The sequence below is a fragment of the Paraburkholderia aromaticivorans genome (assembly GCF_002278075.1).
In the GTDB taxonomy this organism is placed as follows: Bacteria; Pseudomonadota; Gammaproteobacteria; order Burkholderiales; family Burkholderiaceae; genus Paraburkholderia; species Paraburkholderia aromaticivorans.
This window is the reverse complement of the sequence record NZ_CP022989.1, coordinates 1,829,149-1,849,380: the sequence shown is the minus strand read 5'-3', so window position 1 is coordinate 1,849,380 and position 20,232 is coordinate 1,829,149. Positions and strand designations below refer to the sequence as shown.

Here is a 20,232-nt window from a genome sequence, read left to right as displayed (position 1 = left end):
ACCGCATGCTCACGAAAGGGTTTCGTAAGCGTATCAAAAACACGCGCTGACTGCGCGCGAAATTCGATTTACAGCATCGCCTTCAGAAGACGCGCCATTTCCGACGGGTTCTTCGTGACCTTGATGCCGCACGCGTCCATGATTTCCAGCTTCGCTTCAGCGGTGTCAGCACCGCCCGAGATCAGCGCGCCAGCGTGGCCCATGCGCTTGCCCGGAGGCGCCGTCACGCCAGCGATGAAGCCGACCACCGGCTTCTTCATGTTGTCCTTGATCCACTCAGCCGCGTTGGCTTCGTCCGGACCGCCGATCTCGCCGATCATGATGACGGCGTCCGTTTCCGGATCGTCGTTGAACATCTTCATCACGTCGATGTGCTTCAGACCGTTGATCGGGTCGCCGCCGATACCGACTGCCGACGACTGGCCGAGACCGATCGCCGTCAATTGGCCGACTGCTTCGTACGTCAGCGTGCCCGAACGCGACACGACGCCGATGCGGCCCTTGCGATGGATGTGACCCGGCATGATGCCGATCTTCAGCTCGTCCGGCGTGATCGTGCCCGGGCAGTTCGGACCGAGCAGCAGCGTCTTGCGGTTTTCGGCACGCATGCGAGCCTTCAGCTCGATCATGTCACGCACAGGAATGCCTTCCGTGATACAGATCGCCAGATCCAGGTCGGCTTCGACCGCTTCCCAGATCGCGGCAGCAGCGCCTGCCGGCGGCACGTAGATCACCGACACGGTCGCGCCCGTTTCAGCCTTGGCTTCAGCGACGCTAGCGTAGATAGGAATGCCTTCGAAGTCTTCGCCGGCACGCTTCGGGTTCACGCCCGCAACGTACGCTTCGCGGCCGTTTGCATATTCACGGCAAGCACGCGTATGGAACTGACCGGTCTTGCCGGTGATGCCCTGCGTGATGACCTTGGTGTCTTTGTTAATCAGAATCGACATGTATTGACCTCTGTTCGTTTGGCGTCATGCAGTGGCGCCGCGAGGCGGAATGTTCCTCGCCCGCGTCGCGCTTGCGCCGCTGTCCCGCCGCCATTCGTAATTCTGGTAAACGCGCTCGGGGTCTGGCTTACGCCTTGCCCGAAGCAGCCGCGACGACCTTCTGAGCCGCTTCTTCCATGCTGTCAGCCGCGATGATCGGCAGACCGGATTCAGCGAGCATCTTCTTGCCGAGGTCTTCGTTCGTGCCCTTCATGCGGACCACGAGCGGCACCTTCAGCGAGACGGCCTTCGACGCCGCGATCACGCCTTCCGCGATCACGTCGCAGCGCATGATGCCGCCGAAAATGTTGACCAGAATCGCGGTCAGGTTCGGGTTCTTCAGCATGATCTTGAACGCTTCCGTGACCTTCTCGGTCGTGGCGCCACCGCCCACGTCCAGGAAGTTCGCCGGTTCGCCGCCGAACAGCTTGATGGTGTCCATCGTTGCCATGGCGAGGCCTGCGCCGTTCACGAGGCAGCCGATGTTGCCGTCGAGCGAGATGTACGCGAGGTCGAACTTCGAGGCTTCGACTTCAGCCGGATCTTCTTCGTCCAGATCGCGATACGCGACGATTTCCGGGTGGCGGAACAGTGCGTTCGAATCGAAGTTGAACTTGGCGTCCAGCGCGATGACCTTGCCGTCGCCGGTCAGGATCAGCGGGTTGATTTCGGCCAGCGATGCGTCGGTTTCCCAGAATGCCTTGTACAGGCCTTGCAGGATCGCGCGCGCTTGCGGGATCGATGCGTCGGGCACGCCGATTTTCTTCGCGAGGTCGTCAGCTTCGGCGTCCTTCAGGCCGGTCGACGGGTCGACAGCAACCTTGTGGATCAGCTCAGGCGTCTTTTCCGCGACTTCTTCGACGTCCATGCCGCCTTCGCTCGATGCCATCACGACGATCTTCTGCGACACGCGATCGATCACGAGGCCGACATACAGTTCCTTCTTGATGTCAGCGCCTTCTTCGATCAGCAGACGATTCACCTTCTGGCCTTCCGGGCCGGTCTGGTGCGTGACGAGCTGCATGCCGAGGATCTGGTTCGAGTACTCGCGAACCTGATCCAGCGACTTGGCGACTTTCACGCCGCCGCCCTTGCCACGGCCACCCGCGTGGATCTGAGCCTTCACGACCCATACCGGGCCGCCGAGCTCTTCCGCGGCCTTGACCGCATCATCCACCGAGAAGACCGGCTTGCCGCGCGGTACCGCGACGCCGAATTTCCGCAGGATTTCCTTACCCTGGTACTCGTGAATCTTCATGCGTGATTCCCTTCAGTCTGAGAGTTGGATTGAACTTCGTTTCCGCTGCCGTCATTCATGCCGGACGGGTTGCCGCCCTCGCCTGTCTGGCGGACTGCCCCGTCGGCTGACGATGCCGCGCGATCCGCTGTATACGGAGCGCGGCCATACCAGCGCGGATAAAACTGCTGCACCGCCTCGCCGTCGAAACGCAGCGCGTGGCAGCGTCCGAGCTGGAATGGCGGTTTGTCGTTGGAATGCTCGCCTGTGCTGTTAGACGATTCGTCTCCCGAACCCGCGTTCGCGCCCGGCGTGCTGTCACCGGTGTTCCACACGTCGCCGGCGAATGCCTGAATCGCGGCGGTCGGCAGGATGGCGCACAGCTCGGTGAGATGCGTGCAACCCACCGTGCCGCCGAGCAAACGGGCAGATTCACGACGGAAGTTTTGGCGGAGATTGAGCCCGATGAGGGCACGGTAGGCGGGATTGCTGGCTTGGCACAACCCAGGATAGGGCACCCAGTCGGACGACGCCTCGGCGTCGACGACATTGAGCTTGCGATCGATGGTGATGCGAAGCCAGAGTTCATGGATCGGCTGACCATTGGACCGGACGCCCGACGCAAGCACCACATCACGCGGCTTTTCGTCGGTCAAGCACGCTTCCACGTCCCACAGGCCATCGGCTCGCTCATAGGCTTCCGCTCTGATTGCGCGGCGATGGCGCAACTGACGGGACACTGGCGGGGAGAGCGGCATGCGGGAAGGAAAGGCCGGATTGGAAAACCGACGAATTTTAGCATACTGGGTATTTGAGACAGGTCGGAATGCGCGGCGCCACGCCACAGGCGGCTGAGCGCGCCAGACGCCGTCCCGACGGGCTTGTGCGCGCGGCACAGGACGACGCGGCTAGTTGCCGGCCCACTCCTCGTCGATGCCCTTGAGGATTTTGCCGATCGTGGCGCCCGAAAATCCGCGTGAGGCCAGAAAACGGGCCTGCTTGGCCCGTTCGGCAGGCGTTTCGGGAAGGTGGCCGAATTTTTTGCGCCAGACGGCTTGCGCACGCGCGAGTTCGGTTTCGCGCAATTGCGCGCTCGCTTCTTCAACGAGGGTCCGGTCAACCGCATGCTGCTTCAGTTCGCCGACGATCCGGCTCGCGCCCAGCCGCGACGAGCGGCGATGAATCAGGCTTTCCGCGAAACGCGAATCGGACAGCCAGTTTTCCGCTTCGAGCGAATCGAGCAAGGTGTCGAGCGAATCGGTTTCCTCGACGAACGGCTTCAGCTTGCGCGCGAGTTCGGTGCGGCTGTATTCACGGCGGGACAGATAGCCGAGCGCTCGCCCTTTCAGCGACCGTGCCGGGCGTTGGGATTTTTTGGTTTCGTCTTGCCCCGGTTTCGCTTCGCCAGGGACGCGACGCGAGCGGGTGTAGGTGGTTTCTGAAGGATCCGAATCGGACAGCGGGGAGGATTCAAACTGCGCGCGCTGCGGGCTCCGGCCCGCAGCGCGATCGTGAGCGTCGAACGATTCGAATGGATCGAACGATTCGTCGTCTTCATCACGCGGGCCGTCCGCGTGGCGTCCGGTATCGGACAACGGCCGGCCCTTGCGTATCACGTGATGGTTACTCTTCTTCGTCCGCGACTTCTGCGCCTGCGCCGGTCACGGCTTCAGCCATGGCATTCACGCCCAGCGATTCGCGGATGCGGTTTTCGATCTCGCGAGCGATATCCGGATTTTCGCGCAGGAATTCACGCGCGTTGTCCTTGCCCTGACCGATACGTTCGCCGCTGTAGCTGTACCACGCGCCGGCCTTGTCGACGATCTTGGCCTGCACGCCCAAGTCGATGATTTCGCCCTGACGCGAAATACCTTCGCCATACAGGATGTCGAAAATCGCTTCCCGGAACGGTGGCGACACCTTGTTCTTGACGACCTTCACGCGCGTTTCGTTGCCGATCACTTCGTCGTTCTTCTTGATCGAACCGATACGGCGAATGTCCAGACGCACCGACGCGTAGAATTTCAGCGCGTTACCGCCCGTGGTGGTTTCCGGATTGCCGAACATCACGCCGATCTTCATGCGGATCTGGTTGATGAAGATCACGAGGCAGTTCGTGCGCTTGATCGTGCCGGTGAGCTTGCGCAGCGCCTGCGACATGAGACGCGCTTGCAGACCCGGCAGCGAGTCGCCCATTTCGCCTTCGATTTCAGCCTTCGGCACGAGTGCCGCGACCGAATCGATCACGATCATGTCGATCGAACCCGAACGCACCAGTGCGTCGGCGATTTCGAGCGCCTGCTCGCCGGTGTCCGGCTGCGACACCAGCAGGTCGTTCACGTTCACGCCGAGCTTGCCCGCGTACTGGATGTCCAGCGCGTGTTCCGCGTCGATAAACGCCGCCGTGCCGCCGATCTTCTGCATTTCGGCGATGACTTGCAGCGTCAGCGTGGTTTTACCGGACGATTCCGGGCCATAGATTTCGACCACACGGCCACGCGGCAAACCGCCGACGCCCAACGCGATGTCGAGGCCGAGTGATCCGGTTGAAACCACCTGGATGTCTTCGACTACCTCACCTGCGCCGAGCCGCATGACCGACCCTTTGCCGAACTGCTTTTCGATCTGCGCGAGTGCGGCAGCGAGTGCCTTGCTCTTTTCAGCAGTCAGTCCAGCCGAGCCTTTCTTGCTTTCTTCCATGAATCGTCCTTTGCTATGATGAACGGCGTCTGAGGCAGATGTGCAGCCCCGAGTTTCAACCTACTCGTAAAGGACAGCACACGAAACCCAGACACTGTATAAAAAAACAGTAGTTTTGGCAAGCGCGATTCTTATGCGAACACGCATTTTTACCGTCGCGCCCGCCCAACTACCCACAATAATTTTCGGAGACCGCTGTGCGCCGGGGGCACACCCCGCGGTGCCGGCAAGGCCAGGCTTGCGCACCATGCGAATTCTGATTGCCGAAGACGACAGCATACTCGCGGACGGTCTGGTTCGATCACTCCGCCAATCGGCCTATGCCGTCGATCACGTGAAGACCGGCGTCGAGGCCGATACGGCGCTGTCGATGCAGACTTTCGACCTGCTGATCCTCGATCTGGGCCTGCCGCGCATGTCCGGCCTGGAAGTGTTGCGCCGCCTGCGCGCCCGCAATTCCAACCTGCCGGTGCTGATCCTCACCGCCGCGGACAGCGTCGACGAACGCGTCAAGGGTCTCGACCTCGGCGCCGACGATTACATGGCCAAGCCCTTCGCACTGAACGAACTCGAAGCGCGCGTGCGCGCGCTCACGCGGCGCGGCGCCGGCGGCGGTCCGACGGTCGTGCGGCACGGCTCGCTGTCGTTCGATCAGGTCGGCCGGATCGCCTATGTTAACGAGCAGGTCATCGACCTGTCCGCGCGCGAGCTGGGATTGCTCGAAGTGCTGCTGCAACGGATCGGCCGGCTGGTCTCGAAGGAACAGCTCGTCGATCACCTGTGCGAATGGGGCGAGGAAGTCAGCAACAACGCGATCGAGGTCTACGTGCACCGGCTGCGCAAGAAAATCGAACCGAGCGGCGTGCGCATCATCACCGTGCGCGGTCTGGGCTATTGCCTCGAGAAAGCGGCGGCGCCGGCCAACGCGGGCACGAATGCGAATACCGTGGCGGCGCCCCCGCCCGCCGAGCCCGAGCCGCCCGCCTCGCCGCCGTCCGGCGCGATGCCGGCGAGCCACCACTACAAATAGAGGCCGCCCATGTCCGCGCGCGCAGACCGCGCCCCGGCGCACGCGGCGGACCTCGACGAGGCGCGCGACGAGCGCTACGCCAACCCGTTCGCCCCGCCCGACGAAACCGAGGCCGCCGCCGCGGCGCGCCCGCGTTCGCTGTTCGGCGAGATTCTCGACTGGATGCTCGCGCCGCTGCTGCTGCTCTGGCCGATGAGCCTCGCCGTCACGTATCTGGTCGCCAAATCGATCGCGAACGGTCCGTTCGACCGCGCGCTGGAAACCGACGCCTACGTGCTCGCCCGGCAAATTCATCCGGTCAACGGCGTGGCGGAGTTGTCGCTGCCCGATTCCACCCGCGACTTTCTGCGCGCCGACAATGTGGACAGCGTGTTTTACCAGGTGCTCGGCACGCGCGGCGAACTGGTGGGCGGCGAACGCGACATGCCGCTGCCGCACGAGGAAGACCGCCCGCAACCGGGTCTCGTCGAATTCCGTGACGACGTGCTGCGCGGCAATGACATCCGCGTTGCCTACACGACCGTCGAGTTTCCGCAGACGCCCGGCGCGCAGCCCGTGCTGGTGCAGGTCGCCGAAACGCTCGACAAGCGCAGCCAGCTTGCCAACGACATCATCAAAGGCGTGATCCTGCCGCAGTTCGTGATCCTGCCGCTCGCGATCCTGCTCGTATGGTTCGGCCTCTCGCGCGGCCTCGCGCCGCTGCACGCGCTGCAGGCGCACATCCGTGCACGCCGCCCGGACGACCTTTCGCCGCTGGAAGCGCGCCGCGCGCCGCCCGAAATCGAGCCGCTCGTGACCTCGTTCAACGACCTGCTGACGCGCCTCGAACAGAACATGGAACTGCAAAAGCGCTTTATCGCCGACGCCGCGCATCAGATGAAAACGCCGCTGGCGGGCCTGCGCACCCAGGCCGAACTGGCGCTGCGTCAGGACGCCTCCGCCGAAGTGCACCGCTCGCTCGAGCAGATCGCCACCAGCTCGGAGCACGCCGCGCGGCTCGTCACACAGTTGCTGGCGCTGGCGCGTGCGGAGAACCGCATGTCGGGGCAGATTTTTACGCGGGTCGAGGTGACGGAAGTGGCGCGCAGCGCCGTGCGCGACTGGGTTCAGGCCGCCCTCGCCAAGCATATGGATCTGGGCTACGAGGGGCCTGAGGAGCCCGTCGAAGTCGACGGCAATCCGGTCATGCTGCGCGAAATGCTGTCGAATCTGATCGACAACGCCATCCGCTACACGCCGCCGGGCGGCCGCATCACCGTCAGGGTTCGGCATGACGCGCCTGCGCGGCGCGTGCATCTGGAAGTGGAGGATACGGGGCTCGGCATTCCGGTCGCCGAGCGTTCGCGGGTGGTCGAGCGCTTCTACCGGATTCTCGGACGCGAAGGCGACGGCAGCGGCCTCGGGCTCGCGATCGTGCGCGAGATAGCGACCATGCATGGCGGCGAACTGACGATCGACGACAACGTCTATCAAACCTCGCCGCGGCTCGCAGGCACGCTCGTACGCGTCAGCTTGCACGTCCCCGAGCGGGGCGGGACTTACCCTAACGCCGCCTGACAGCGCCCACGCATCATCTCGATATTAGTGAAACTTGACGGCATATTAGGAGGCGTTAAGATCAAATCGACGCTTTTTGCGTGAAATTTCAGCTCGCGGGTCAAACCACGATTTCACCCCGCCACGTCAGTACACCGTAAGTTTCCACTCCAATAATCGGTTTCACGGGAACGCCCTTACCGGCAGACCGCGTGCATTTCAATATTGGAGACGACATATGGCTACCGTTGGCGGGCAAATCTCGCACGTGCCGATGACGAACGAAGAGAAGCGGGTCATCTTCGCATCGTCGCTGGGTACGGTTTTCGAGTGGTACGACTTCTATCTGGCCGGCTCGCTCGCGGCCTTCATCAGCAAGAGCTTCTTCTCCGGAGTCAATCCGACCGCCGGCTTCATCTTTACCCTGCTCAGCTTCGCGGCCGGCTTCGCGGTGCGGCCTTTCGGCGCGATCGTGTTCGGGCGGCTCGGCGATCTGGTCGGGCGCAAGTACACGTTCCTCGTGACGATCGTGATCATGGGCCTGTCGACGTTCCTCGTCGGTTTCCTGCCCGGCTACGCGGCGATCGGGATTGCTTCGCCGGTGATCTTCATCGCCATGCGGATGCTGCAAGGTCTCGCGCTCGGCGGCGAATATGGTGGCGCGGCGACGTACGTGGCCGAACACTCGCCGCCGGGACGCCGCGGCTTCTACACGGCCTGGATCCAGACGACCGCCACCCTCGGGCTGTTCCTGTCGCTGCTGGTGATTCTCGGCGTGCGCACGGCCATGGGCGAAGACGCGTTCGGCGCATGGGGCTGGCGCATTCCGTTTGTCGCGTCGATCATCCTGCTGGGCGTGTCGGTGTGGATTCGTCTGCAACTGCACGAATCGCCGGTGTTCGAACGCATCAAGGCCGAGGGCAAGACCTCCAAGGCGCCGCTGACCGAAGCATTCGGCCAATGGAAGAACCTGAAGATCGTGATTCTCGCGCTGATCGGCCTGACCGCCGGCCAGGCCGTGGTGTGGTACACGGGCCAGTTCTATACGCTGTTCTTCCTGACGCAGACGCTGAAGGTGGATGGCAGCAGCGCCAACATCATGATCGCGATCGCGCTTCTGATCGGCACGCCGTTCTTCCTGTTCTTCGGCTCGCTCTCTGATCGCATCGGCCGCAAGCCGATCATCATGGCCGGCCTGCTGATCGCCGCATGCACCTACTTCCCGCTGTTCAAGGCGCTGGCGCACTACACCAACCCCGCGCTGGAAACCGCAACCGCGAAGGCGCCGATCATCGTGATCGCGAATCCGGACGAGTGCTCATTCCAGTTCAACCCGGTCGGCACCTCGAAGTTCACGAGCTCCTGCGACATCGCCAAGAGCGCGCTCTCGAAGGCCGGCTTGAACTACGAGAACGTCGCCGCGCCGGCGGGCACGGTGGCGCAGATCAAGGTCGGCGACGCGGTGGTCAACACGTATGACGGCAAGGCCGCCGACGCCAAGGATCAAGGCAAGGTGTTCGACAAGACTCTCGCTACGACGCTGAAGACCGCGGGCTATCCGCCGAAGGCCGATCCCTCGCAGATCAACTGGCCGATGAGCGTGGTGATCCTGACGATCCTCGTGATCTACGTGACGATGGTCTATGGACCGATCGCGGCCATGCTGGTGGAAATGTTCCCGACGCGGATTCGCTACACCTCGATGTCGCTGCCGTATCACATCGGCAATGGCTGGTTCGGCGGCTTCCTGCCGGCCACCGCGTTCGCGATCGTGGCGGCGAAGGGCAACATCTATTCGGGCCTGTGGTATCCGATCGTGATCGCGCTCATTACCTTCGTGATCGGCATGCTGTTCGTCAAGGAAACCAAGGACTCGGACATCTACGCGAAGGACTGAAACGCCTGATGGCCACGGCAACTTGAAAAAGTTGCGCGCCGGGGGTTGACAGCTCCCGGCGGGATCCGCATAATCTCGCTTCTTTCGGCGAATTAGCTCAGTTGGTTAGAGCGACGGAATCATAATCCGCAGGTCCGGGGTTCGAGTCCCTGATTCGCCACCAGTTGCAAGAAAAAGCCGCTGCTTCTCACGAAGCAGCGGCTTTTTTGTTTCGCCACGGCGAATTGCGCCCGCCCGGCAGCTTTCGGCATTCCGGTGCGAGAAGTCAGCCGGCCGGACGCGTCGACATGCTTTCCACCATGAGCCCGGTCGTCGCGTCGAGTTCCTTGCCTTGCCGGGTGATGACGCCAAATACCGACGAATAGGAGAACGCGGCCTGCGCACGTGCGAACAACTCCTCGTCGTCGACCCAGCGCTGGACGTGGTGACACGGCAGGTAACCAATGTACGTTCCAGTGAGAAGCATGGTGAGGATCGCCTCCATGGAGAACGCGGTCGCCGCGCGGTTCAGCGTCATATGCCGCGGCTTGTTGCTCTCCAGCATGTAGTCGCGCTCGACGTAGTGGGCTCCAGCGCGATTGGTCGTGCCGCCATCCCACGGCACGCCGACAAGCGCGATGTCGACGGATGCGAGGCTGGTCACGGCGGGCAAACGCATGAAGGTCGGGATGCCGGCAAATCGCGGCACGAGACCCGCGTCGAGCGGTTGAGGCAGATTGCTGGCCATGGAAGCTCTTTGAAGAGGATCGGGCACCCGTGAAACGTAGCGTCACGCCGCGCCTGAAAAATTTTGGAAGAGGCAGCCCGGCTTTCGCTATTGCGCAACTTCGTGGACGCTTTCTCGAGTCGATAAGTTGACTTTATGCCGGCGAAATTGATGAGGTTTTGGGTCTTTCCAAAGTGGCGTCAACCTATGCCGACTGGTTGCGCAAACACCCATATCGAAGGGCAAGACGGTGGAAGCGCGGCCTTGAATAACCTTCGCTTCGGTCTATAGCCGTCGCTGAAAAAAGAGCGCTCAGTGACCGGCTTCAACCTCCTTCCAGACGCGGCGTGCACATCGGACGCGAGAGCACGCGCGGTATAGTGGCCGACAGTTCCGTGTACCTATACCGTCCAAACCGCAACTTCAAGGAGGTTTCCTGGTGACGTTCCGCACCGCCACGCTCGCCGTGGCCACCGCTTTCATCGTGCTTCTCGGCGGCGCTGCCGCGTCGGCCGTTCAGGCCCAGACACCGTCCGACAGCCAATGGCGCACGAGCGCGACCACGCTGTCCACGCTGCTGCAGAACGGCTACAAGATCGTCGCCGTCGTCAACGGCACGCAAGGCAGCACCGGCCCGGCCGACACGATCTTCGTCCAGCGCGATCAGAGCGCCTTCAAATGCATCGATCCGCAGCAACCCGACGCGAAGGCGAGAGCGGCGGTCGCGCCGCCGGCATGTTTCGAACTGGTGCCGCCGTCTGGCGCGACTGGGGCTTCTGAATCGAAGTAGTCGGGACGCGGTCGACCGCACGCACTGCGCCACCTCTGCGCGAAAAAAAGCAATCGCCTGATTCGAGCGCCGCCTGCGATCCTCGAGCCATCGCGGACGCGGCCATCACTTCCCCGAGCAAGGCCGTGTCCCGCCGCGTCCTGCCGTTGCTCCACGCGATAGCCTGGTCGACCTGCTCGACGCCGCGGCTCTGTTCGTTCGAGTCGCGACATCAATGCATCAGCGATCCACCAGCCGGCTCAGATTGCCCCGCACCCGTTGCAACAGTGCGATCAGCTGGTTCGCTTCTTCGTCGCTGAAGCCGTTCAGCGCTTCGAGCGCGACTTCGTCACCGACCTTGCGCGCCTTGCCGAGCGTGCGCTCGGCCTTCGGCGTCATGCGCACCTGGCGCTCGCGGCGATCCTGCGGGTTGGCGGTCCGCTCGATCCAGCCGCCCTCTTCCATCCGGTCGAGCAAACGACCCGCCGAAATGGGCGCGACCTCGAGCAGGTCGGCGAGCCGCGCCTGATTGGTGTCGCCGTAATGCGCAAGATAGGCGAGCACGCGGCATTGCGCGCGGGTCAGGTCGACTGAAGACTTCGCGAGGTCATCGAAACGCTTGCCGGTCAGACGGCCGACGTCGGAAATCAGAAAGCCGAAGCGCTCATCGAGTTGGGTTTTCATGGGCGGATTATACGAAAGGCTTTCGTTTCCCAGCGCCGAAACCGGCGCAATTCAGGCTCCGCATAATTCCCGATGGCGCGCACTCGCGCAGCCGATATAATAAGCATGCTTATTATATCGACGACCCTCGCCCATTCATGTCATCCGACACCCCGGTGGCCGGCGCCGCCGCGCCGCTCAACCGCCCGATGATCACCGTCTCGATCATGCTGGCAACGTTGATCCAGACGCTCGACAGCACGATCGCCAACGTGGCGCTGCCGCACATGCAGGGCACGCTGTCGGCGTCGCAGGATGAGATCACGTGGGTGCTGACCTCGTACATCGTCGCCGCCGCGATCGCCACGCCGCTGACGGGCTGGCTCTCGGACCGGCTGAGCGTCAAGCGCCTGCTGATCGTCGCGATCGGCGGCTTCACGGTGTCGTCGGCCCTGTGCGGATTGTCGGAAACACTCACGCAGATCGTGGCGTCGCGTCTGCTGCAAGGCGTTTTTGGCGCGTCGCTGGTGCCGCTCTCGCAGTCCATCCTGCTCGATATCAACCCGCGCGAAAAGCAGGGCCAAGCCATGGCGATATGGGGCATGGGCGTGATGGTCGGGCCGATTCTCGGCCCGACGCTCGGCGGCTGGCTCACCGACAGCTACAACTGGCGCTGGGTGTTTTTCATCAACGTGCCGATCGGCGCGTTCGCGCTGTTCGGCGTGGCGACCTTCCTGCCCTCGCGCGAGCCGAAGCACGACGTGAAGTTCGACGCCTTCGGCTTCGCCACGCTCGGTCTCGCCATCGGCGCATTGCAGGCCATGCTCGATCGCGGCGAGCAACTCGACTGGTTCGGCTCGAACGAAATCGTCATTGAGGCACTGCTCGCGGCGATCAGCTTCGCGTTCTTTCTCGTGCACACGGCAACGGTCGGCAAGAAGTCGTTCTTCAAATACGAGTTGTTGAAAGACCCGAACTTCGCCACCGGCACATTCTTCATCTTCGTGATCGGCGCGGTGATGTACGCCACGCGCGCATTGTTGCCGCCCATGCTGCAAAACCTGATGAACTATCCGGTGGCGACCACCGGCCTCGTCACGGCGCCAAGCGGCGCGGGCACGATGGTCGCGATGCTGTTCGCAGGGCGGCTGCTCAAGCGCATCGACGCGCGGCTTCTGCTGCTCGCCGGCTTTCTGATCTCGGCCTTCGCGCTTTGGCAGATGATGCATTACACGATCGTGCTGTCGGCGTCGGACATCGTTTGGCCCGGGGTGATTCAAGGCTTCGGGCTCGGCCTCGTGTTCGTGCCGCTGAGCGCGTTGACCTTCTCGACGCTCAGCCCCGAACTGCGCGCGGACGGCACCGCGACGTACAGCCTGATGCGCAATATCGGCAGCAGTATCGGCATTTCGATCGTGCAGACGCTGATGACGCGCAACACGCAGGTCTCGCACGCGGACCTCGCGGCGAATATCACGCCGTTCAATCCGGCGGTCCAGCCGATGCTCACGAGCGGCTCGAACTACGACATGGCCGCACTGAACGTATCGATCACGCAGCAGGCGTCGATGATCGCTTATCTGAACGACTTCAAGCTGATGTTCATGGCGACGCTGCTGGTCATTCCGCTCCTGCTGCTGATCCGCCCTTCGCACAAGGCGTCGGATGCGTCGGTGGCGCACGCCGCGATGGAATAAAGCACGCCTAGCCCTCGATCCGCGCGCGCGTCACACCCAACAGTCCCGCCATCGCCGCGCGCGCCGCCGCGGCATCGCGATCGCGAATGGCTTCGAATACCGCCGTATGCTCGGCGAGCGATGCATTGAACACGTCCGCGCGTCTTGCGTTCAGACGCAGTTGCGCTTCGAGTGTCCGCTCGATCAGCGTGCCGAGCGGGATCAGCAATTCATTGCTGCACGCAATCAGCACGCTCAAATGAAACTGCAGATCGGCGCGCACCCATGCGTCGACATTGCGCGCCGCCACCATGGCCGCGTGAGCCGCGGCCAGCGCGTGGAAGGTATCGTCGGTGTGCGAGTCAGCCGCCAGACCTGCCGCATACGGCTCGATCATCTCGCGCATTTCCTGCAGCTTGAGTGCGAACGCCATCGGCTCGGCGACCCGCGAGTACCAGTCGAGCACGTCGACATCGAGCAGATTCCACGCGTGCTTCGGCCGCACGCGCGTGCCCACGCGCGGGCGCGATTCGATCAGCCCCTTCGAAGTGAGCGTGCGCAACGCCTCGCGCAACACCGTGCGGCTCACGCCGAACCGCTCCATCAACTCCGCTTCGCGCGGCAGGATCGAATCGGGCGCGTAGTCGCCGCGCAGAATCGCGGTCGCCAGCAAATGGGCCACACGCCCGTGCAGATCATGCTGAATAGCTTTCTCCCAGCGGCCTTGCGGCGCTATTGATATTGAAACTGAGCCCGGCACGGGCGCGATTATCGGGCATCTCAACCTCGATACCCATTCTTTCGACTCCGTGTACCGGATTGGGTCACGCCACTATGTGGTCAATAGTACTATTAATAGTACTTAAATGCGCTTTTGTTGTAGCATGTGAATCCTCGAAATATTCCGCATGGGATGAGTGAGCGCCTTCGCGCTCACCCAGCCGATGCTTTGCATGGGGCCGGCGTAAGCGCTAAAAGCGCCAAGTCCGGCCGACACAGGAGACGCACGCCATGAAAATCACCAAGCTCGAAACCTTCATCGTTCCGCCGCGCTGGTGCTTCCTGAAAATCGAAACGGACGAGGGCATCGTCGGTTGGGGCGAGCCGGTGGTCGAAGGCCGCGCGCATACGGTGGCGGCCGCCGTGGAAGAGCTGTCCGACTATCTGATCGGCAAAGACCCGCTGCTGATCGAAGACCATTGGCAGGTGATGTACCGCGCGGGCTTCTATCGTGGCGGCCCGATCACCATGAGCGCGATCGCCGGCGTCGACCAGGCGCTGTGGGACATCAAGGGCAAGCATCACGGCGTGCCGGTTCATGCGCTGCTCGGCGGCCAGGTGCGCGACAGGATCAAGGTGTATTCGTGGATCGGCGGCGACCGTCCGAGCGACGTGGCCAACAACGCGCGCGCCGTGGTCGAGCGCGGCTTCAAGGCCGTGAAGATGAACGGCTCGGAAGAACTGCAGATCATCGACACCTTCGACAAGGTGCAAGGCGTCATCAACAACGTGGCGGCGGTGCGCGAGGCGGTCGGACCGAACATCGGCATCGGCGTGGACTTCCACGGCCGCGTGCATAAGCCGATGGCCAAGGTGCTGGCAAAAGAACTCGACCCGTACAAGCTGCTCTTCATCGAAGAGCCGGTGCTGTCGGAAAATGCCGAAGCGCTGCGCGACATCGTCAACCAGACCAACACGCCGATCGCGCTGGGCGAGCGGCTGTATTCGCGCTGGGACTTCAAGCATATTCTGGCGGGGGGCTACGTCGACATCATTCAGCCGGACGCGTCGCACGCGGGCGGCATTACCGAGTGCCGCAAGATCGCGTCGATGGCCGAAGCCTACGACGTCGCGCTCGCGCTGCATTGCCCGCTCGGCCCGATCGCGCTGGCAACCTGCCTGCAGATCGATGCGGTGAGCTACAACGCGTTCATCCAGGAGCAGAGCCTCGGCATTCACTACAACCAGGGCAACGACCTGCTGGACTACATCAGGAATCCGGAAGTCTTCAAATACGAAGACGGCTTCGTGTCGATTCCGCAAGGTCCGGGCCTCGGCATCGAGGTCAACGAAGAGAAAGTGCGGGAGATGGCGAAGGTAGGCCACCGCTGGCGCAATCCGGTGTGGCGCCATGAAGACGGCAGCGTCGCCGAGTGGTAAGAGCCTGATTGCGTGATGGAACGCCGCCCGCGGGCGGCGTTTTTATTTGCGCGGACGTTCCCGGTCTGATGCGTGCGGTTTCATGGGATGCGGCAGGCGCGTTACGGTGACGTGACGCGCGGGGTCGTCGCAGTAACGTAACGTCCCGGACCAAACGGACTGAAACTGGCTTTCCCGAGCCCTTTTCCCGCCTTGGCCCCATCCTCGAAAAGCCTTGCCCAGCAAGGCTTTCAGACCATGTGTTCGGCATCGGACATACGCATGGCCCACTCCTTGCTCAAATGCATTCAAACGACACATGCATCGGGGCACATCATGGGCGAATTCCTTCCTGACTATCTGCTGCGCGAACAGGCGGCCGTCGGCGCGCTGGTGGTGTTCGGCGTGCTGCGCATCATCGGCGCGGCGCTGGCGTTCGAGCGCGGCTGGCGCATCTCGATCGTCGAGAAATGCTTCATCGGCGCCGCGGTGGTCTACTGCCTGCCGCAACTGTTCGATCTGCTGACGCATACGTATGGAATGCGCGCCGCGGGCGCCGAACTCGAAGGCAAAGCCGCCGGCTGCGCCATCGCGCTCTTTTTTGCGCCGATCCTCGGACATCGGCTTGGCCTCGAATAAGCGGGGGCTCACCATGCGGCTGGGCAGACGGCTCACGAGGCGCGCGAAACCCACCTATCGAGCGGGCGACGTCCTGAAGCTCAAATCAGGCGGCCGCCCGATGACCGCGACCTGGAGCGGGCCAGTTCTGTTCGCCTCGGGCAACTGGCTGATCTGCCAGTGGTTCAACGACGCCGGCGAGTTGCAGCAGGAGATGTTTCCGGAGGAGACCCTGGAACGGGCGAGCCACGCGCTCGCCGCCTGAAGCGCAGTAACGGATTGCCGGCCACCGCTGGGCGACCGTGTGTATTGCGCCGCACGCGTTTGCCGTGCGGCGCTTTTTTTGCGTATCCGGCGCGCGCGGGTCGTTGCGGACCTCTGCCGCTGCGAATACGCCTACCGCTCAGGTGACGCTCGGCAGGTGATGGCAGTCATGCCGCTCGTCTTGCGGCTCTTCTCACCGCCCGTCTCACGCCGACGCGTCAACCGAGCGCGGCAAACGCCGGCACGCTATGCGACAGCGCGGCCGCCGCGACGAACGCGCCGATCATCGCCAGCGCTTCCAGATACAGCACGTTGACGAAGGTGTGGGCGTCCATTGTCGAGGCCGTGCGGCGCAGACGCGGCAGCGCCGAAAAGCGGTTGAGTCCGCCGAGCACGAGCGCGAGCGCGACGAGCGCGAGCTTGAGCATCAGCACATGACCCCAGGTGCTCAGTTCGATCGCCTCGAACGAGCCGCCCGAGCCGCGAACCGCGTTGAAGATGCCCGAGATCAGCACCAACGCGACCGCCACCACCGAGACGTTCGACACCTGAGTCGCCGTACGGATCAACATGCCCCGCGCGGTCGACGTGCCGAGCGCCGGCAGGACCGCAAGCCCCGCCGCCATGGCCAGCCCGCCCCACACGGTGGTGACGAGCACGTGCAGCGTTTGCATGGCGATCGCGGCCGACATGGGCCCGGCATCGGCCGCGTGTCCGAGCGACGCCTTGCCCACGGCGACCGCGATCACCGCCAGCCACAGCAGCGCATTGCGCAGCATGCCGGTATGACTGGCCATGGCGGTGCCGAGCAACACCAGCGAGCCGGCAAACGCTAGGCTCCAGCCATAACCGACGTGGGTTTGCGTGAGCACGGTCGGCACCACGCCGATCGCGGCCGGCAAGGCGACGCCGCTCATCGACGCCGCCTGGTACCACAGCCAGCCGAGATCCGCGAGCACCAGCACGACCGTGGCGGTCAGCATTGCGCGTTGCGCGCGCAACCAGGCGGCACGCGCGGGCGAGACCTTCTGCTGGGCGTCCTTCGCGAGCCACGCGCCGAGCAATGCCGAGCCGACGGCAAACGCGAACGCGACATTCATGAGCGCGGCCATGGCGACCTGCCCGATCCAGAGTCCGTCGATGCTCATTTGACGATGAACGCAAAGTCGCCTTGGGTCCGGTGGCCGTCCGTGGCTACCGCCGTCCAGTGCACCGCATAGCGGCCGGCGCTCAATTGCGGCAGCGGCAGATGCATAACCCTGGCGTCGCTCGCGTCGACCTGCGACGCAGCCGGCGCGGCGGCGTGACCGCTCGCGTCGGCGAGCGCGATCTTGCTGAAAGCCGGCTCGAGTGGCTCGGTGAAATGAATCGTCACTTCGGTGGGCGCGACGACTTCGGCGTTTGCCGCCGGCTCGCTCGACGCCAGGTGCGCATGGGCGAATGCCGTGGATGTCGCAACCAGCGCCGCGGCGCCGAGCATCGACGCTCGCAGCGCCGGACGGGAAAAATGGAATAGCTTCATGTAAGGCCGATAGCGGGTCATCAGGAGAACGGTGGGCGTCGGACCGGGCACATCCGGGCCGGATAGGAACCGGCGCGCCCGGAAGTGTACGCTTCGATGGTTCGCGCAGGCGTCGGTTCAACCTGCTTTATAGATAGAACGCCCGCATCAGGCGCTTGCCCCTTGATTGCGCGGGCAAAATTGAGATGGTCGACGAGTCGCCCAGGCAGCGCCGCGCGTCAAACTGTCGCATGGTGGTGACAGCCGGAACCTTCTCTAATGAGGCAAATAGTCACCATCACCCTTCGATGATAGAATGCTGCGTCGCCGCAGCGCCGGCTGCCCTTCACACCGAGCCGCTCGAAGTTCGGTCAGGTCCCCGATTTTGATGGAGTTACGCGTGTCTTCAAGACGCATTTTCCGCCCGTTGCTTGCCCTTCTGCTGATCGGCTCCGCGGGTGTCTATAGCGCTGCGAAAGCGCAGACTCAACCGAAGGCCCCCGACACCATGGAAGCGCGCGTGCAAGGCTGCACGGCCTGCCACGGCACTCACGGCCAAGGTACCGACAACGACTACTTCCCACGCCTCGCGGGCAAGCCGGCCGACTATCTGTACAACCAGTTGCAGAACTTCCGCGAAGGGCGCCGCAAGTATCCGCCCATGAATTACCTCGTCACGTATCTCTCGGACGACTACCTTCATCAGATCGCCACGTACTTCTCGCAGCAGCGTCCTCCGTATCCGCCGCCGGCCAAGCCGACGGTGTCGTCGAGCACGCTTGCGCGCGGCCAGCAGATCGTGCTGAACGGCGACGCCTCGAAGCAGATTCCGGCTTGCGCGGCTTGTCACGGCAAGGGCCTGACCGGTATGGAACCCGCTATTCCGGGTCTGGTCGGCCTGCACTCCGACTACATCAGCGCGCAGCTCGGCGCATGGCGTTCGGGCTCGCGTCACGCCATTGCGCCTGACTGCATGCACACCATCGCCACGCGTCTGACTGACGAAGACGTGAACGCCGTTGCTGCATGGCTTTCCACGCAACAGGCTCCACAAAACCCCGTGCCGGCTCCGGCCCGCTCGATGAAGACTCCGCTTGCCTGCGGCAGCGAACCGCAATAAGGCACCGGGAGAGACACTCAAATGAAACGCAAGTCTTTGTTCGCCCTCTCGGCAGTCGTCGTCGTTGCGGCTGCCGCTCTCGTTCCCGTCCTGTGGTCGGGCGGCGACAACCTGCATAACGGCACGGCCATGGCGGCAACGCCCGCCGACCAGGCCGCGCTGATCAAGAAGGGCGAGTACCTCGCCCGCGCCGGCGACTGTATCGCCTGCCACACGGTGCGCGGCGGCAAGCAATTCGCCGGCGGCCTGCCCATGGCCACGCCGTTCGGCACGATGTTCACGCCGAACATCACGCCTGACGACCAGTACGGTATCGGCAAGTGGACGCAGGACGACTTCTACCGCGCCATGCACACCGGCCGTTCGAAAGACGGCAGCCTGCTGTATCCGGGCTTCCCGTTCACCAGCTACACGAAGGTCACGCGCGCCGACTCGGACGCGATCTACGCGTACCTGCGTTCGGTCACGCCGATCAACGTGCCGAGCCGTCCGCACGAACTGAAATTCCCGTTCAACCAGCGCAACATGCTGATCGGCTGGCGCACGCTGTTCTTCCGTGAAGGCGAGTACAAGCCGGATCCGACCAAGTCGGTCGAATGGAACCGCGGCGCGTACCTGATCGAAGGCCTCGGCCACTGCGGCATGTGCCACACGTCGATCAACGCGATGGGCGGCCCGGTCAGCTCCGCGGCGTTTGCCGGCGGCCTGATCCCGCTGCAGAACTGGTATGCGCCGTCGCTCACGTCGAACAAGGAAGCCGGCCTCGGCGACTGGGAAACCAAAGACATCGCCGATCTGCTGAAGACCGGCGTGTCGAACCGCGGCGCGGTGTTCGGTCCGATGGCTGAAGTGGTTCACAACAGCCTGCAATACATGTCGGACGAGGACATCAACGCGATGGCCACGTACCTGAAGACGATTCCGCAAAAGAGCGAAGCACCGGAACCGCTGCAGCTCGAAACGTCCGAGAAGTTCGGTGGCGAACTGTTGAAGCAAGGCCAGAAGATCTACGCTGACAACTGCGCGAAGTGCCACGCGGAAAATGGCCTCGGCATGCCGCCGGCCTTCCCGCCGCTCGCGAACAACCAGTCGATCCAGATGCCTTCGGCGGTCAACCCGATCCGTATGGTGCTGAATGGCGGTTACCCGCCGAGCACGGACGCCAACCCGCATCCGTACGGCATGCCGCCGTTCGCGCAAGCGTTGTCGAATCAGGAAGTGGCAGCCGTTGTGACGTACATCCGCATGTCGTGGGGCAACCACGGTACGGCCGTGTCGCCGCAGCAAGTGTCCGATCTGCGCTCGGCGCCGCTCGACTAAGCAGCGTTCGTCGCACCCGGGGCGCGGCCAGCGAAATTCGCGGCCGCGCCCTTCGTTTTTTCAGGAC

20 protein-coding genes and 1 tRNA gene are annotated in these 20,232 nt (G+C 63.4%); 11 read left to right on the top strand and 10 right to left on the bottom strand.

The features are described 5' to 3' along the window. Positions 1 to 68 precede the first annotated feature (68 nt). The 5 genes from sucD to recA form a co-directional block, all read right to left on the bottom strand. Positions 69 to 950, bottom strand: coding sequence for a succinate--CoA ligase subunit alpha (gene sucD, locus CJU94_RS08510; protein ID WP_091799342.1), 882 nt, complete (start codon positions 948 to 950; stop codon positions 69 to 71). Positions 951 to 1,077: 127 nt separating this feature from the next. Further along, positions 1,078 to 2,247, bottom strand: a complete 1,170-nt coding sequence (sucC, locus tag CJU94_RS08505) for an ADP-forming succinate--CoA ligase subunit beta (RefSeq protein WP_095418308.1) — start codon at positions 2,245 to 2,247, stop codon at positions 1,078 to 1,080. Further along, the gene (locus tag CJU94_RS08500; protein WP_095418307.1) at positions 2,244 to 2,984 is read right to left on the bottom strand and encodes a DUF2889 domain-containing protein; all 741 of its coding nucleotides are present in this window, start codon (positions 2,982 to 2,984) and stop codon (positions 2,244 to 2,246) included. The genes sucC and CJU94_RS08500 overlap by 4 nt, the downstream gene beginning before the upstream one ends. A 150-nt stretch (positions 2,985 to 3,134) precedes the next feature. Further along, on the bottom strand, positions 3,135 to 3,842 hold the full coding sequence (recX, locus tag CJU94_RS08495) for a recombination regulator RecX (RefSeq protein ID WP_095418306.1): 708 nt from the start codon (positions 3,840 to 3,842) through the stop codon (positions 3,135 to 3,137). A 7-nt stretch (positions 3,843 to 3,849) separates the two neighbouring features. Then, positions 3,850 to 4,926, bottom strand: a complete 1,077-nt coding sequence (gene recA / locus CJU94_RS08490; protein WP_042321135.1) for a recombinase RecA — start codon at positions 4,924 to 4,926, stop codon at positions 3,850 to 3,852. Positions 4,927 to 5,173: 247 nt separating this feature from the next. Between recA and CJU94_RS08485 the strand changes: the two genes are divergently transcribed. The 4 genes from CJU94_RS08485 (at position 5,174) to CJU94_RS08470 (ending at position 9,552) form a co-directional block, all read left to right on the top strand. Then, positions 5,174 to 5,956: a response regulator transcription factor gene (locus tag CJU94_RS08485; RefSeq protein ID WP_095418305.1), complete on the top strand. Its 783-nt coding sequence runs from the start codon at positions 5,174 to 5,176 to the stop codon at positions 5,954 to 5,956. Positions 5,957 to 5,965: 9 nt separating this feature from the next. Beyond that, entirely contained in the window at positions 5,966 to 7,513 is a 1,548-nt protein-coding gene (locus CJU94_RS08480; protein WP_095418304.1) for a sensor histidine kinase, read from the top strand. Positions 7,514 to 7,730: 217 nt separating this feature from the next. Then, a complete protein-coding gene (locus CJU94_RS08475; RefSeq protein ID WP_095418303.1) occupies positions 7,731 to 9,389 on the top strand; it encodes an MFS transporter in 1,659 nt (552 codons plus the stop codon). A gap of 86 nt (positions 9,390 to 9,475) precedes the next feature. Continuing rightward, positions 9,476 to 9,552, top strand: a tRNA-Met gene (locus CJU94_RS08470). A 102-nt stretch (positions 9,553 to 9,654) separates the two neighbouring features. Here the strand turns inward: CJU94_RS08470 and CJU94_RS42395 are convergent. Continuing rightward, positions 9,655 to 10,116, bottom strand: a complete 462-nt coding sequence (locus tag CJU94_RS42395; protein ID WP_095418302.1) for a LysR substrate-binding domain-containing protein — start codon at positions 10,114 to 10,116, stop codon at positions 9,655 to 9,657. A gap of 418 nt (positions 10,117 to 10,534) precedes the next feature. Here CJU94_RS42395 and CJU94_RS08460 point away from each other — a divergent pair, with 418 nt between their 5' ends. Beyond that, positions 10,535 to 10,885: a hypothetical protein gene (locus CJU94_RS08460; RefSeq protein ID WP_095418301.1), complete on the top strand. Its 351-nt coding sequence runs from the start codon at positions 10,535 to 10,537 to the stop codon at positions 10,883 to 10,885. Between the two features lie 219 nt (positions 10,886 to 11,104). Here CJU94_RS08460 and CJU94_RS08455 read toward each other — a convergent pair whose 3' ends face one another. Continuing rightward, on the bottom strand, positions 11,105 to 11,548 hold the full coding sequence (locus CJU94_RS08455; protein ID WP_095418300.1) for a MarR family winged helix-turn-helix transcriptional regulator: 444 nt from the start codon (positions 11,546 to 11,548) through the stop codon (positions 11,105 to 11,107). A 137-nt stretch (positions 11,549 to 11,685) separates the two neighbouring features. On the opposite strand from CJU94_RS08455, the gene CJU94_RS08450 reads away from it, so the two are divergent. Further along, the gene (locus tag CJU94_RS08450; RefSeq protein WP_095418299.1) at positions 11,686 to 13,224 is read left to right on the top strand and encodes a DHA2 family efflux MFS transporter permease subunit; all 1,539 of its coding nucleotides are present in this window, start codon (positions 11,686 to 11,688) and stop codon (positions 13,222 to 13,224) included. Positions 13,225 to 13,231: 7 nt separating this feature from the next. On the opposite strand, the gene CJU94_RS08445 is transcribed toward CJU94_RS08450, so the two are convergent. Then, on the bottom strand, positions 13,232 to 13,963 hold the full coding sequence (locus tag CJU94_RS08445) for a FadR/GntR family transcriptional regulator (protein WP_425272185.1): 732 nt from the start codon (positions 13,961 to 13,963) through the stop codon (positions 13,232 to 13,234). Positions 13,964 to 14,214: 251 nt separating this feature from the next. Here CJU94_RS08445 and dgoD point away from each other — a divergent pair, with 251 nt between their 5' ends. From dgoD to CJU94_RS42495, 3 genes are all read left to right on the top strand, one after another. Next, a complete protein-coding gene (gene dgoD / locus CJU94_RS08440) occupies positions 14,215 to 15,363 on the top strand; it encodes a galactonate dehydratase (RefSeq protein WP_095418298.1) in 1,149 nt (382 codons plus the stop codon). Positions 15,364 to 15,678: 315 nt separating this feature from the next. Beyond that, positions 15,679 to 15,981 carry a hypothetical protein gene (locus tag CJU94_RS08435; protein ID WP_095418297.1) on the top strand — a complete coding sequence of 101 codons (303 nt, stop codon included), beginning with the start codon at positions 15,679 to 15,681 and terminating at the stop codon, positions 15,979 to 15,981. 13 nt (positions 15,982 to 15,994) lie between these two features. Next, positions 15,995 to 16,225, top strand: coding sequence for a YodC family protein (locus CJU94_RS42495; protein ID WP_095418296.1), 231 nt, complete (start codon positions 15,995 to 15,997; stop codon positions 16,223 to 16,225). A gap of 217 nt (positions 16,226 to 16,442) precedes the next feature. Here CJU94_RS42495 and CJU94_RS08425 read toward each other — a convergent pair whose 3' ends face one another. Together CJU94_RS08425 and copC are read right to left on the bottom strand one after the other, a co-directional pair. Continuing rightward, positions 16,443 to 17,372: a CopD family protein gene (locus CJU94_RS08425; protein WP_095418295.1), complete on the bottom strand. Its 930-nt coding sequence runs from the start codon at positions 17,370 to 17,372 to the stop codon at positions 16,443 to 16,445. Continuing rightward, complete coding sequence (copC, locus tag CJU94_RS08420) at positions 17,369 to 17,746, bottom strand: copper homeostasis periplasmic binding protein CopC (protein WP_095420264.1); 378 nt, start codon at positions 17,744 to 17,746, stop codon at positions 17,369 to 17,371. The genes CJU94_RS08425 and copC overlap by 4 nt, the downstream gene beginning before the upstream one ends. A gap of 367 nt (positions 17,747 to 18,113) precedes the next feature. On the opposite strand from copC, the gene CJU94_RS08415 reads away from it, so the two are divergent. Beyond that, entirely contained in the window at positions 18,114 to 18,845 is a 732-nt protein-coding gene (locus tag CJU94_RS08415) for a c-type cytochrome (RefSeq protein WP_095418294.1), read from the top strand. Positions 18,846 to 18,866: 21 nt separating this feature from the next. Then, complete coding sequence (locus CJU94_RS08410; RefSeq protein ID WP_095418293.1) at positions 18,867 to 20,165, top strand: c-type cytochrome; 1,299 nt, start codon at positions 18,867 to 18,869, stop codon at positions 20,163 to 20,165. Positions 20,166 to 20,232 lie beyond the last annotated feature (67 nt).